The 14,116-nt window shown below is 69.2% G+C and carries 11 protein-coding genes; 10 read left to right on the top strand and 1 reads right to left on the bottom strand.

From position 1 onward, the window contains the following. Positions 1–46 precede the first annotated feature (46 nt). From AC2YHT_RS02285 to AC2YHT_RS02305, 5 genes are all read left to right on the top strand, one after another. Entirely contained in the window at positions 47–1,624 is a 1,578-nt protein-coding gene (locus tag AC2YHT_RS02285) for a Do family serine endopeptidase (RefSeq protein WP_487287980.1), read from the top strand. A 190-nt stretch (positions 1,625–1,814) separates the two neighbouring features. Beyond that, a complete protein-coding gene (locus tag AC2YHT_RS02290) occupies positions 1,815–2,486 on the top strand; it encodes a response regulator transcription factor (RefSeq protein WP_487287981.1) in 672 nt (223 codons plus the stop codon). A gap of 33 nt (positions 2,487–2,519) precedes the next feature. Then, positions 2,520–2,735, top strand: a complete 216-nt coding sequence (locus AC2YHT_RS02295; RefSeq protein ID WP_487287982.1) for a hypothetical protein — start codon at positions 2,520–2,522, stop codon at positions 2,733–2,735. 10 nt (positions 2,736–2,745) lie between these two features. Then, a complete protein-coding gene (locus tag AC2YHT_RS02300; protein WP_487287983.1) occupies positions 2,746–3,042 on the top strand; it encodes a type II toxin-antitoxin system RelE/ParE family toxin in 297 nt (98 codons plus the stop codon). 4 nt (positions 3,043–3,046) lie between these two features. Beyond that, on the top strand, positions 3,047–4,453 hold the full coding sequence (locus AC2YHT_RS02305) for a sensor histidine kinase (protein WP_487287984.1): 1,407 nt from the start codon (positions 3,047–3,049) through the stop codon (positions 4,451–4,453). Positions 4,454–4,460: 7 nt separating this feature from the next. Here the strand turns inward: AC2YHT_RS02305 and AC2YHT_RS02310 are convergent, their stop codons facing one another. Then, positions 4,461–4,931 (bottom strand): hypothetical protein, encoded by a 471-nt coding sequence (locus AC2YHT_RS02310; protein WP_487287985.1) that lies wholly within the window; start codon positions 4,929–4,931, stop codon positions 4,461–4,463. A 308-nt stretch (positions 4,932–5,239) separates the two neighbouring features. Between AC2YHT_RS02310 and AC2YHT_RS02315 the strand changes: the two genes are divergently transcribed. The 5 genes from AC2YHT_RS02315 to AC2YHT_RS02335 all read left to right on the top strand — a co-directional run bounded on the left by AC2YHT_RS02315 (position 5,240) and on the right by AC2YHT_RS02335 (position 14,109). Continuing rightward, on the top strand, positions 5,240–6,076 hold the full coding sequence (locus AC2YHT_RS02315; protein ID WP_487288178.1) for an alpha/beta fold hydrolase: 837 nt from the start codon (positions 5,240–5,242) through the stop codon (positions 6,074–6,076). A 90-nt stretch (positions 6,077–6,166) separates the two neighbouring features. Further along, on the top strand, positions 6,167–7,444 hold the full coding sequence (locus tag AC2YHT_RS02320) for a Xaa-Pro dipeptidase (protein WP_487287986.1): 1,278 nt from the start codon (positions 6,167–6,169) through the stop codon (positions 7,442–7,444). 141 nt (positions 7,445–7,585) lie between these two features. Further along, complete coding sequence (locus tag AC2YHT_RS02325) at positions 7,586–9,934, top strand: TonB-dependent receptor (protein ID WP_487287987.1); 2,349 nt, start codon at positions 7,586–7,588, stop codon at positions 9,932–9,934. Between the two features lie 76 nt (positions 9,935–10,010). Continuing rightward, positions 10,011–11,528 (top strand): esterase-like activity of phytase family protein, encoded by a 1,518-nt coding sequence (locus AC2YHT_RS02330; RefSeq protein ID WP_487287988.1) that lies wholly within the window; start codon positions 10,011–10,013, stop codon positions 11,526–11,528. A gap of 103 nt (positions 11,529–11,631) precedes the next feature. After that, on the top strand, positions 11,632–14,109 hold the full coding sequence (locus tag AC2YHT_RS02335) for a S9 family peptidase (RefSeq protein ID WP_487287989.1): 2,478 nt from the start codon (positions 11,632–11,634) through the stop codon (positions 14,107–14,109). The last annotated feature ends 7 nt before the right edge of the window (positions 14,110–14,116 follow it).

The raw sequence follows: 14,116 nt of genomic DNA on the forward strand, positions 1-14,116 counted from the left end.
CGACAGAACCCGGCGCAAAGCGCCGTGGGTTGAGGAAAGACGAAAGATGGCTGCTCGGAAGTCAGGATTCATTGTTGGCGCCGTCGCGGGGGCGGGCGTCGCGTGCGCCGCCCTGGCGGGCGTGGGCATGCGGATGGGACCGGCCGGCGCCGCGGAGCAGGAGCCGCAGCTGGTGCGCGCCTCGGCCACCGCCGCCCCGATGTTCGCCCCGCCGCCCGGCGCGCCTCTGTCCTTCGCCGACATCTTCGAGAAGGTTTCGCCGGCCGTCGTGCAGATCGACGTGACCTCGAAGGCCGACCCCAAGGCCCGCCTGCGCATCCCGGGCCTTGAAGGCCTGCCGTTCGACATCGTGCCCAAGGGCCAGAAGCCGGGCGAGGACGGCGACGACGCCGCCCAGGCGCCCAAGCAGCAGTCCTCGGGCTCGGGCTTCTTCATCTCGGCCGACGGCTACATCGTCACCAACAACCACGTGGTGGCCGACGCCGACACCGACGGCATCAACGTCGTCATGAAGGACGGCCGCGAGCTGAAGGCAACCATCGTCGGCCGCGACGAAAGCACCGACCTGGCGGTGATCAAGGTCATTGATCCCAAGGCCAAGGGCGCGGCGTTCCCGTTCGTGAACTTCGAGAACCAGGCTCGTCCGCGCGTCGGCGACTGGGTGATCACCATCGGCAACCCGTTCGGCCTGGGCGGCACCGCCACGGCCGGCATCATCTCGGCCTATGGCCGCGACCTGGGCGACAACTCCTCGCAGTTCGTCGACTACATCCAGATCGACGCCCCGATCAACCGCGGCAACTCGGGCGGTCCGTCGTTCGACATCTACGGCCGGGTGATCGGCGTGAACACGGCGATCTTCTCGCCGACCGGCGGCTCGGTGGGCATCGGCTTCGCGATCCCGGCCGACGTGGCCGAGGCCACCGCCAAGCAGCTGATCAACGGCGGCAAGGTGGTGCGCGGCTATATCGGCGCCCAGATCCAGCCCTTCACCAGCGAGATGGCCGAAGCTCAGGGCCTGGCCGACGTCAAGGGCGCCATCGTCGCCGACCTGGTGCCGGGCGGCCCCGCCCAGCGCGGCGGCCTGATGCCGGAAGACGTGGTCACCTCGGTCAACGGCGTGGCCATCAAGAGCGGTTCGGAACTGACCCGCGAAGTCGCCAAGGCCCGTCCGGGCGAGGTGATCAAGCTGGCCGTCCTGCGCGGCGGCAAGCCCCGCACCGTCGAGATCCGTTCGGGCGTGCGCCCGACCGAGAAGGAACTGGCCGACAACGACAACGAGGACGGCGGCGATCAGGCCGCTCCGGCCAAGCCGGCGGCTCCCAAGGTCGAGGCCCTGGGCATGAGCCTGTCGCCTCTCGATGACGCCGCCCGCAAGGCCAACGGCATCGACACCGCCGTGAAGGGTCTGCTGATCGACAGCGTCAAGGCTTCGTCCGACGCCGGCGAGAAGGGCCTGCGCAAGGGCGACGTGGTGACCAGCGTCAACGGCGAGCCGGTCGCGACCGTCGCCGAGGTCAACGCCGCGGTCGAGGCGGCCAAGAAGCTGCAGCGTCCGAGCGTCAACCTGCGCATCGTCCGCGCCGGCCGCCCGACCATCGTGCCGCTGAAGATCGCGCCGTAAGCCTCTTCGCAGCGTGAACCGATCGATCCCGCCCCGGAAACCTCCGGGGCGGGATTTTTCGTATGTGACCAAGGTTTAAGGTACGCTCGCGCGTAAAGCCGGTATCAGACCGCTCGCTATCGCTCCGGTCGACAGAATCGGGAGAACGTGGGTTGTTTCTCCATCCGGACGGCGCACGAGGGGTTGGCTGATGCGTATTCTGATCATCGAGGACGATCTGGAGGCCGCCGCCGCCATGTCCCACGGCCTGACCGAGGCCGGCTATCAATGCGTCCACGCGCCGGACGGCGAGGCGGGCCTGACCGAGGCCGGCAAGGGCGGGTTCGACGTGCTGATCGTCGACCGCATGATGCCCAAGAAGAACGGCGTCGAGGTGGTCTCGACCCTGCGCCGCGAAGGCGACCAGACGCCGGTGCTGTTCCTGTCGGCGCTGGGCGAGGTGGGCGACCGCGTCGATGGCCTGAAGGCCGGCGCCGACGACTATCTGGTCAAGCCCTACGCCTTCCCCGAGCTGATCGCCCGCGTCGAGGCCCTGTCGCGCCGCCGCGAGACGGGCGCGGTGGCCACGACCCTGAAGGTCGGCGAGCTCGAGATGAACCTCATCAACCGCACGGTCCATCGTCAGGGCAAGGAGATCGACCTCCAGCCCCGGGAGTTCCAGCTGCTGGAATTCATGATGCGCCACGCCGGCCAGTCGGTGACCCGCACCATGCTGCTGGAGAAGGTGTGGGAATACCACTTCGACCCACAGACCAACGTCATCGACGTGCACATCTCCCGTCTACGCTCCAAGATCGACAAGGGGTTCGACCGGGCCATGCTGCAGACCGTGCGCGGGGCGGGCTACCGGCTCGATCCGTAGGCGGCCTGCCGGACCCGTGTTAGGCTGAGCGCCATGAACAAGCAGTCCAAGCCTATTGCGAAAGGCGCTCCCGTCGATCCGGAGCTTTCCGGAGCGGATCTGGACGCCTGGCTGTCGCGCAATGGCGATGCGCTGGAAGTGCTCGTCGCGGAGGCGGACGCCCAGGACGGTGAGCGCTCGGTGCTCGACGTGGAAAAGCTGATCGTGGAGGAAACCTCGCGGTTTCTTCAAGTCCAGCGCAAGGCCTGACCCGTCCACCGTGCCGCCGCGTTTCGTCACCACGGCCAAGGCTGAGACGGACCTTCGCGACATCTTTCGTCAGGTCGTCGCCGACAACGGGCTTTCGGCCGCATCGTCGGTGCTGAGGAGACTGGAGGCGGCCTTGCCAAACCTGGCGGCTTTTCCGCACCTTGGCCGGGCCACACGCCGCGGCGCGCGCGTTCACAGCGTCAAGCCGTGGATCATCGTTTATCGCCCGATATCGGGCGGCGTCGAAGTGCTGCGGGTCCTGGATGGCCGGCGCGACCTCGACGTTCTGATCGGCAAGAAGACCTGAAGCCATGCGCCTGCCGCGCCTCGTCCGATCCACGCCGTTCAGGCTGACCCTGCTGTTCCTGGCCCTGTTCGCGGCCGCGGCGACGGCTTTCCTCGGCTATATCTACATCGCCACCGCCGGCGAGGTGGACCGCCGCGCCGACGCGGAGATCACCCGCGAGATGGAGAGCCTGGAGGCGGCCTATCGCCAGGGCGGGGTCAACGCCCTGAACCAGACCCTGGTCGAGCGGGCGATCGGCGAGCGGCCGTTCCTCTATTACTTGGCCGACAAGGACGGCAAGCGGATCACCGGCTCGATCGAGGAGTCGCCGATCGACGACTTCACCGGCACGGGGCCGACCTGGCGGACCTTCACCCTGACCGAGACCGACCTCGACGGCGCCACCGTGCGGCGCTCGGCGCGCGGGGTGCAGGAGCGCCTGAGCGGCGGCGAGATCCTGTTCGTCGGGGCCGACGTCGCCGAGTCCCAGGGCTATGTGATGAAGATCGTTCGGGCCCTGTGGGGGGCGGGGGCGCTGGTCATCATCCTCGGTCTGGCCGGCGGGGTGCTGATCAGTCGCAACGTCAGCCGCAGCATGCAGGGGCTGGTGGACGTCGTGAACGCCGTGCGCTCGGGCGACCTGCACGCCCGCGCCAAGCTGCGCGGCACCCGCGACGAGTATGACGAACTGGCCGAGGGCCTGAACGACATGCTCGACCGCATCGAGCGCCTGATGGGCGGCCTGCGCCACGCCGGCGACGCCATCGCCCACGACCTGCGCAGTCCCCTGACCCGCCTGCGCGCCCGCATGGAGGTGGCCCTGATCGACGCCGAGAACGGCAAGGGCGATCCGGTGGCGGCGCTGGAGACGGCGCTGATGGACGCCGACGGCGTGCTCAAGACCTTCAACGCCGTGCTGGCCATCGCCCGCCTGCAGGCCGCCGGCCAGGCCCCCGACCAGAAGCCCTTCGACGCCAGCGAACTGGCGACCGACATGTCCGAGCTCTACGAACTGTCGTGTGAGGACAAGGGCCTCGACTTCAAGTCCGAGGTCACGCCGGCTCTCAGCTTGCGGGGCAATCGCGAGTTCATCGCCCAGGCCCTGGCCAACCTGCTCGACAACGCCATCAAGTACACGCCCGAGGGCGGGGCGATCATGATGCGCCTGCGCCGGCGCTCGTCGGGCGAGCTGGAGTTCTCGGTCACCGACACCGGCCCCGGCGTGCCCGAGGCCGACCGCGCCCGCGTCGTCCAGCGCTTCGTGCGCCTGGAGAACAGCCGCAGCGAGCCGGGGGCGGGCCTTGGCCTGTCGCTGGTGCAGGCGGTGGCCGCCTCGCACGGCGGCCGCCTGGAACTGGCCGAGGGGCCGGGCGAATACAACGGCATGGGCCCCGGCCTGCGGGTGGCCCTGGTGCTGCCCCGGGTGGAGTAAGGGACGCCTAGGCGGCCGCCTCGCAGGCCGCCAGCGCTTCGGCGGCGAGCTGGTCGATATAGGGCTCGTCGGACGGCTCGGCCCAGACCTTCAGATCCGCGATCAGCGAGGGATGGGCGCAGAGCGCGGCCGCCTCGAACAGCGGCAGGGCCGCGGCCTCGCCGGCCAGCGCTTCGCGCACCAAGGGCAGGGCGAGGCCCGGATCGCGTTGCGCCAGACCCAGCATCGCCTCGGCCCGGACGACCTCGTCGTCGTCATGCCGGGCAGCCTGCAACAGCGCCTCGCGCACGGCGGGGGTGTCGATCTCCGCCTGGGCCAGCAGGAAGACCGCCCAGTCGCGGTTCGACGCGTCGGCGTCGCCCGTCAGATCGACGACCCGGCGCAGGTTTTCCTCCGCCGTCGCATCGCCCAGGAGCGGGGCGGTCTCGGCGATGACCGCCTTCAGGAAATCGGACGCGGGTTCGTAGGCTTCACGCATGGGCCGATCGTGGCCGAGCAGCGCCCGCTGGGCAAGCCGACGTCGAAGCGCGTTCGTCCCAGGCTTCGCCCGATATGTTCAAGCCCGCTCCCGGGTCGTGGGCCACTGTGCGCCTCGTTCGGGGAGGCGACGACGCGCCGTCCCGACTGTTCGATCCAGAGGGGCGACCGATGACCAATCCTTCCACCGACGACGGCGCCTCCCGCCGCGACGTGCTGACCGCGGGCCTTGGCCTGGCGGCCTTCGCGCTCGCGCCGCCCTTCGCCGCGGCCACGGCCGCGCCTCTTTCCTCCCATGGAGCCATGACCATGAGCAGCGGTTACGTCACGACCAAGGACGGCGTGCAGATCTACTACAAGGACTGGGGTCCCAAGACCGCCCAGCCGATCGTGTTCCACCACGGCTGGCCGTTGAGCGCCGACGACTGGGACAACCAGATGATGTTCTTCTACGCCAAGGGCTACCGGGTGATCGCCCACGATCGCCGGGGCCATGGCCGCTCGACCCAGACCGACGACGGCAACGAGATGGACACCTACGCCGCCGACGTCGCGGCCCTGACCGACCACCTCGACCTGAAGAACGCCATCCACGTCGGCCACTCGACCGGCGGCGGCGAGGTGATCCACTACGTCGCCCGCGCCAAGCCGGGCCGCGTGGCCAAGGCCGTGCTGATCGGCGCGGTGCCGCCGATCATGGTCAAGAGCGACAAGAACCCCGGCGGCCTGCCGCTGGAGGTGTTCGACGGCTTCCGCGCCGCCACCGCCGCCAACCGCGCCCAGTTCTTCTTCGACGTGCCGGCCGGCCCGTTCTACGGCTACAACCGTCCGGGCGCGAAGGTCGACCAGGGCGTGATCTGGAACTGGTGGCGCCAGGGCATGGCCGGTGGCATCAAGGCCCACTACGACTGCATCAAGGCCTTCTCCGAGACCGACTTCACCGAAGACCTCAAGAAGGTCGACGTGCCGGTGCTGGTGATGCACGGCGACGACGATCAGATCGTGCCCTACGCCGACAGCGCCCCGCTTTCGGCCAAGCTGCTCAAGAAGGGCGAGCTGAAGACCTACAAGGGCCTGCCGCACGGCATGTGCACGACCCACCCGGAGATCGTGAACCCCGACCTGCTGGCCTTCTTCAAGGCGTGACGAAAAAGGGGCGGCCGCAACGCGCGGTCGCCCTTTCCACGGTCAAGGCCACGCTCTAGCGTCGGTTTCGCAAATCAGCGAGGCGACCGGATGCGTGGACTGACGATTTCGACCCTGGCGGTCGCCCTGACGCTGAGCGCGGGCCTCGCCCAGGCGGCCGAGACCAAGGTCGTCACCGCCGCGCGGCTGCTCGACGTCGCCAGCGGGCGCTATGTCGACAATCCGGTGGTGCTGGTGGTCGGCGGCCGGATCACCGCCGTCGGCAAGGCGGGCGAAGTGGCGATCCCGCAGGGCGCCGAGACCGTCGACCTGCCGGGCGCGACCCTGCTGCCGGGCCTGATCGACATGCACGTGCACCTGGACGCCTCGCCGGTCTATGGCGGCTACAATTCCCTGCAGTTCAGCGACGCCTTCTGGAGCGTGACCCAGACCGCCAACGCCAAGGCCACGCTGAACGCCGGCTTCACCACCGTGCGCAACGTCGGCGCCGATCGCTTCAACGACGTGGGCCTGCGCGAGGCGATCGACGAGGGGATCGTGCCCGGGCCGCGCGTGGTGACGGCCACCTACGCCATCGGGGCCACCGGCGGGCACTGCGACAGCACCTTCTTCCCGCCGTCGATGGACCAGAAGGCCCCCTACAACATCGACAGCCCCGACCAGGCCCGCAAGGCGGTGCGGACCTTGAAGAAGTACGGCGCCCAGGTGATCAAGATCTGCGCCACCGGCGGGGTGTTTTCGCATGGCGACGAGCCGGGCCAGCAGCAGCTGACCCTGGCCGAGATGACCGCCGTGGCCGACGAGGCCCACATGGCCGGCCTGAAGGTCGCCGCCCACGCCCACGGCGCGGCCGGCATCAAGGACGCCATCCGCGCCGGCATCGACACCATCGAGCACGCCAGCCTGGTCGACGACGAAGGCATCAAGCTGGCCGTCCAGAAGGGCGCCTGGTTCTCGATGGACATCTACAACACCGACTACACCCAGGCCGAGGGCGCCAAGAACGGCGTGCTGGAGGACAACCTGCGCAAGGACCGCGACATCGCCGAGGTCCAGCGCGAGAACTTCCGCAAGGCCCTGAAGGCCGGGGTGAAGATGATCTACGGCACCGACGCCGGGGTCTATCCGCACGGCGACAACGCCCGGCAGTTCGCCGTCATGGTCCGCTATGGCGCCACGCCCCTGCAGGCGATCCAGGCCGCCACGGTCAACGCCGCCCAGGCCCTGGGCCGCGAGAAGGACGTCGGCCAGGCGACCCCTGGACACTATGCCGACCTGATCGCCGTCTCGGGCGACCCGCTGGCCGACGTCACCGTGCTGGAGCATCCGGTGTTCGTGATGAAGGGCGGCCAGGTGGTGCGGAAGTAGACGCCGGGCCCGGCCCACTTTTCCCGCAGCAGGGGCTGTTGCGGAAAAAGTGTCATCAACCTGTGAAATAGACGCGGCGCTGAAAACAAACGGCGCTGGGGGCACGAGTCTCGTGGCGGCGCCGTCACGGGGGATGCCTAGATGCTGCAACGGTCCGCTAGCGCGATCGCGATCGCCGCCTGTCTCATGCTCGCCGCCCAGGCGCACGCGGCCGAAGTCCCCGCAGCCGACGCCGCTCCGGCGGCGGCCGACAGCAGCGAACTGGACGGCGTCATCGTCGTCGGCGCCGGCCAGACCCGCTCGGTCACGACCCTGACGCCGGCCAGCCTCGAAGTCCTGCCGCCCGGCGCCAGCGTGCAGAAGGCGCTGAACTTCCTGCCCGGCGTCAGCGCCCAGTCGATCGACGCCCTGGGCGTCAACGAGCAGTCGCTGACCCTGCAGGTGCGCGGCTTCAACACCACCCACCTGGGCTACACGCTGGACGGCATGCCGCTCGGCGACGGCGCCTACAACAACTACAACGGCCTGACGATCAGCCGGGCGCTGATCTCGGAAAACCTGGGCCGCGCCGACCTGGCGACCGGCATCGCCGGCCTCTCGATCCCCTCGACCAGCAATCTCGGCGGCGCGCTGATCTACGTCTCCAGCGACCCGAAGAAGCAGATGGGCCTGTCGGTCAGCCAGAGCTTCGGCAGCGAGGACACCGCCCGCACCTTCATCCGCTTCGACACCGGCGAGCACAACGGCTGGTCGGCCTATCTGTCGGGCCAGTACAGCGAGCAGGACCTGTTCGTGAACCAGGCCGCGTACAACACCTCCACCGGCAAGCAGTTCAACGGCAAGCTGACCTATACGGGCGAGCGCGGCCAGCTGACGGCCTTCGCCGACATCTCGCGCACCAACCAGGCCGACGACGCCTATCTGTCGAAGGATATGCAGAGCCGCCTGGGCTGGGACTGGGCCGGCTACGCGCCCAACTGGGACGCCTATGTCTCCCGCGCGGCCTGCTCGGTGGCGTCGCTGGCCTCCAAGTGCGTGACCTCGACCGCGCCCGAGAAGCTGTCGGACGTGACCTTCACCAACGGCCAGATCCTGCGCGACGACAACCTGTTCTACATCGCCGGCGACTTCGACATCACCTCGAGCTTCAAGGCCCACGCGCAGGTCTACAAGCACGAGAACAAGGGCGCCGGGAACAACTTCATCACCGGCCTGTCGAACCAGGGCACGACCTCGACGGCCGACGACCTGCCGGTGCAGATCCGCGACACCCGCTACACCATCGACCGTGACGGCGTGGTGGCGAACCTCGCCTGGACCTACGGCTTCAACCACCTGCAGGCCGGCCTGTGGCTGGAGCAGAACACCAGCAGCGCCGCCCGCTACATCTGGACCACCGTCACCGGCCCGATCGACCTGGCGCAGTACCTGAAGGGCCGTCCGGACACCGCCCAGTGGGTGCAGAAGACCGACTGGAACACCCAGCAGTTCTACGTGCAGGACACCATCACCCTGCTGGACGACGCGCTGAGCATCGACTTCGGCTTCAAGAGCACCAACGCCAAGTCGAACGCCACGGCCCTGCCGGGCATCGCCAAGACCGCCGCGGCGGCCTCCACCCAGTTCGCGACCGGCTCGCTGAAGGCCTCGGACAGCTTCCTGCCGGAAGCCGGCGCCCGCTGGCGGATCGCGCCCGGGCACGAGGTGTTCGCCAGCTACGCCGAGAACATGGCCATGTTCCAGGGCGGCTTCAAACTGGGTCCGCAATCGGTGTCGCAGACCGTCTGGGACGCCCAGGGCAAGTACCTGAAGCCCGAGACCTCCAAGAGCGTCGATGTCGGCTACCGCTATGTGGGCGAGGCCCTGCAGGTTTCGGTGTCGGCCTATGAGGTCGATTTCGACAACCGCCTGCTGCAGTACAATCCCTGCCCGACCAACCAGCAGCAGAACCCCGGCTGCGGCAACTCCTTCCACAACGCCGGCAGCGTCACCAGCAAGGGCGCCGAGATCGGGGTGCTGTGGAAGCCGCTGTCGTGGCTGAACTGGTACAACTCGGCCTCGTATAACGAGTCCACCTACGACGAGGACCTGAACTGGTGCACGACCACCTGCGTGGTCAAGAAGACGGCCGGCAAGCAGCAGGTCGACACGCCCAAGGAGATGTTCTCCAGCGTGGTCAGCTTCAAGCGCGGCGGCTTCTCGGCCTCGCTGCAGGGCAAGTACACCGGCCGCCGCTACTACACCTACACCAACGACCAGAGCTTCGGCGCGTACACCACCTTCGACCTGGGCCTGGGCTATCGCTTCAGCGAGGAAGGCTTCGTGAAGGGCGCGAAGGTGGCGCTGAACGTCACCAACCTGACCAACAAGCGCTACGCCTCGAACTTCGACAGCAGCGTGTTCGCGCCGGACGACGCGACGGGCAGCATCGTGGTGTTCCACTCGTCGGCGCCGCGCCAGATCTTCGCGACGATCGGCTTCGACTTCTAAGCCTCGTCGTCTGACGCAGACCTCTCAACGGCGGGCGGCCCGGGGCCGTCCGCCGATCGACTTCGGGAACATCACGATGCGCCGTTCGATCCTGCTGGCCCTCGCCGCTCAGACCCTGGCCGCTGGGACCCTCGCCGGCGCCGCCCACGCCCAATCCCAGACCCATGTGGTCAAGCACTGGAGCGAGGCGGCCGGCGACGAGACCGTCGTCTTCGAGGGGCGGACCTTCGTCAATCACGGCCTGGTCGCCGTCGGGCGGCTGGACGCGGCGACGCGGGACTTCAAGGGCGACACCCTGGGCTCGTTCTCGGGCATGGCCCTGCGGTCGTGGCGGCGCCTGCCGGACGGGACCTACGAGGGCGAGTTGCTGACCCTGCCGGACCGCGGTCCCAACGGCGTCGGCACCGTGGCCGGCACGCTCGACTACGCCAATCGCCTGCACGCCCATCGCCTGGCCCTGGCCGACGGCAAGCTGACGATCACGCCCACGGGCGGCTTCCTGCTGAAGGACCAGACCGGCCAGCCGTTCACCGGCAAGGACCCAGGCTCCAACGTGCTGACCCGCAAGGACATCCGCTATCCCTCGCCCGAGGCGGGGGAGGGCGCGGGCAAGATCAGCCTGGATTCCGAGGCCGTGGCCTACCTGCCGGACGGGTCGTTCTACGTCTCCGACGAGTACGCGGCGGGGATCTATCTGTTCGACGCCTCGGGCCGCCAGATCGGCGCGATCCAGGCCCCGCCGGCCCTGCTGCCGACGCGCGACGGCCAGGCGGACTTCACCGCCGAGAGCGCGCCCGCCACGGGTCGGCGCAACAACCAGGGCCTGGAGGCCCTGGCGGTCAGCCCCGACGTCAAGCGCCTGATCGCCATCCTGCAGAGCGCCACGATGCAGGACAGCGCCGGGGCCAGCGCCGCCGCCCGCAACAACACCCGCGTCCTGGTCTACGACATCAGCAAGACCCGCACGCCCGCCGCGCCGATCGGCCACTACGTGCTGCAACTGCCGACCGTGCGCGAAGCCGGCGACGGTCAGCCCGCCAACGTCACCGCCGCCCAGTCGGAGATGGCGGCCCTGAACGACCACCAGTTCCTGGTGCTGTCGCGCGACGCCAACGGCCGGGGCAAGGGCTCGACCAAGGCGCCGGTGTTCAAGAGCGTGCTGCTGGTCGATACCGACGGCGCGACCAATCTCGCCCGAACGCCCTACGAACAGGCCGCGACGTCTCTGGCCAAGGACGGGGCGCTGGTCGCCGGCCTGACGCCGGTGCGCCAGGCCGAGCTGGTCAACCTGCTCAACCCCGTCCAGCTGGCGAAGTTCGGCATGAACCTGTCGACCGCGCCGTCGGACCGCTTCAGCCTGTCGGAGAAGTGGGAGGCCATGGCGCTGGCCCCGGCGCTCGATCCGGCCGCGCCGAACGACGTCTTCCTGCTGGTCGGCAACGACAACGACTTCGCCACCGCCGACGGCCACGTTAACGGCCAGGCCTTCGACGCCGGCCTGACCAACGACAAGGGCGCCGGCGCGGGCGACAACGACAGCGTCATCCTGGTCTATCGCCTGACCCTGCCGGCGGGCGCCTCGGGACGGAACTGACGGGCAGGAACGATCGGCGATATGCCAGTCAGGCTCGATTTTTCGTTCACCTGAGCCGTTCGTACGCCTATTGCTGCCCCTTCCTGAGAGTTCCGGGGGCTTCATGTTCGATACGCGTTTCCGTCGCCGCGCCGCGGCCCTGGCTTCCACCGCCGTCCTGGCGGCCCTGATCGGCGGCGGGTCCGCCCTGGCCGGCGAGGCCTATCGCACGCCGCCGGCGCCGATCGCCCAGATCCTCGACGCCGCTCCGACCCCCGGCGTGACCCTGAGCCCCGAGCGCAAGACCCTGGCCATACTGGGTCGCGAGAACCTGCCGCCGATCCGGGCCGTGGCTGACCCGATCCTGCGCCTGGGCGGCTATCGCCTGAACCCGCGCACCAACGGTCCGATCGAGGCCCGCACCACCTGGATGAACAGCCTGTCGTTCGAGGACGTGAAGACCGGCGCTGTGCGCAAGGTCGCCCTGCCGGACGGCGCGCGCTTCATCGAGACCCGCTGGTCGACCAATGGCCAGAACCTGGCCTTCGTGATGGAGGCCCCCACGGGCCTGGAGCTGTGGGTCGCCGACCTGAAGACGGCCACGGCGCGCAGGCTGACCGGGCCGGTGCTGAACGCCGCCTTCGGGGCCGGCTACGACTGGCTGCCCGACGACAGCGGCTTCCTGGTGCGCCAGATCCCGGCCGGCCGTGGCGCGGCCCCCGCCGAGCCGGCCGCGCCTGAAGGCCCGATCGTTCAGCAGGCCGCCGGTCGCACCGCCGCCATCCGCACCTATCAGGACCTGCTGGCCGACGCCCATGACGAGGCGCTGTTCGACCACTACTTCACCAGCCAGCTGACCCGCGTGGCCCTGGCCGACGGCGCGGCGACCCCGGTGGGCGCGCCCGGCGTGATCAACGGCTTCTCCACCTCGCCCGACGGCCGCTACCTGCTGGTGACCCGCTTGAAGCGTCCCTACAGCTACCTGGTGCCGGCCAGCCGCTTCCCCACGCAGATCCAGGTGCTGGACGCGACCGACGGCAAGCTGGTCAAGACCCTGGCCGACCGTCCGCTGGCCGATAACCTCTCGTCGGCCTTCGACGCGGTGGTCGCTGGTCCGCGCAGCGCCGAGTGGCGCGCCGACGCGCCGGCCACCCTGGTCTGGGCCGAGGCCCAGGACGGCGGCGATCCGAAGAAGAAGGTCGAGATCCACGACCGGGTGCTGATGCAGGCCGCGCCGTTCGACGCCGCCCCGGCCACGCTGATCGACCTTGATCTGCGCTATGCCGGCATCGACTGGGGCCGCGGCGACTTCGCCCTGGTCACCAGCCGCTGGTTCGACAACCGCAAGGAAAAGCGCCTGGCGGTCGATCCTTCGAAGCCGGGCCAAGGCCGCCTTCTGCTGGAGCGCAACTACCAGGACCGCTACGGCGATCCGGGCGACGCGGTCAGCCGCCGCAACGCCCAGGGCGAGGCGGTGCTGCACTTCACGCCGGACGGCAAGGGCGTGTTCGTCACCGGCGCCGGGGCCACGGCCAAGGGCGAATATCCGTTCGTCGGCGTGATGAACCTTGCCGACGGCAAGACCGCGCGCCTGTGGCAGGCCAAGGCCCCGTACTACGAGGCGCCGGTGGCCCTGGCCGACGAGGCCGGCAAGACCCTGATCACCCGCCGCGAAAGCAAGGACGAGGTTCCCAACTACTTCGTCAAGCCGCTGAAGGGCGGTAACGGCAAGGCTCTGACCCAGTTCGCCGACCGCGCCCCGCAGTTCGCCGGCGTCACCAAGCAGACCATCACCTACAGCCGCCCCGACGGGGTGAAGCTGTCGGGCGACCTCTACCTGCCGGCCGGCTACGACAAGGCCAAGGACGGCCCGCTGCCGATGCTGATGTGGGCCTATCCCGAAGAGTTCACCGACGCCTCGGTGGCCGGCCAGACGGTGGACGCGGGCAACCGCTTCACCCGTCCGGGCGGCGCCAGCCCGCTGTTCCTGCTGACCCAGGGCTATGCGGTGCTCGACGGTCCGGGCATGCCGATCATCGGCAAGGACGGGGCCGAACCCAACGACACCTATGTCGAGCAGTTGACAGCCGACGCCAAGGCGGCCGTCGATGCGGTGGTGGCCCTGGGCGTGGCGGATCGCGACCGCATCGCCGTGGGCGGCCATAGCTACGGCGCGTTCATGACCGCCAACCTCTTGGCCCACACCGACCTCTTCCGGGCCGGCATCGCCCGCTCGGGCGCCTACAACCGCACCCTGACGCCGTTCGGCTTCCAGTCGGAGCAGCGCACCTACTGGCAGGCGACCGACACCTATACGAAGATGAGCCCGTTCACCTACGTCAAGCAGATCAACGAGCCGATCCTGCTGATCCACGGCCAGGCGGACGACAATTCCGGCACCTTCCCGATCCAGAGCGAGCGCTTCTACGCCGCGCTGAAGGGGGCGGGGGCCACCGTGCGCTACACCGTGCTGCCCTACGAGGCCCACGGCTATCGCGCCCGGGAGTCGGTGATGCACACCCTGTGGGAGATGACCGACTGGATGGACCGCTACGTCAAGAACGCCCCGCCGCGCGCCGCGGCGCCCGCCGCCGCCCAGTAAGGACCAA

Source organism: Caulobacter sp. SRI_008, assembly GCF_057586355.1.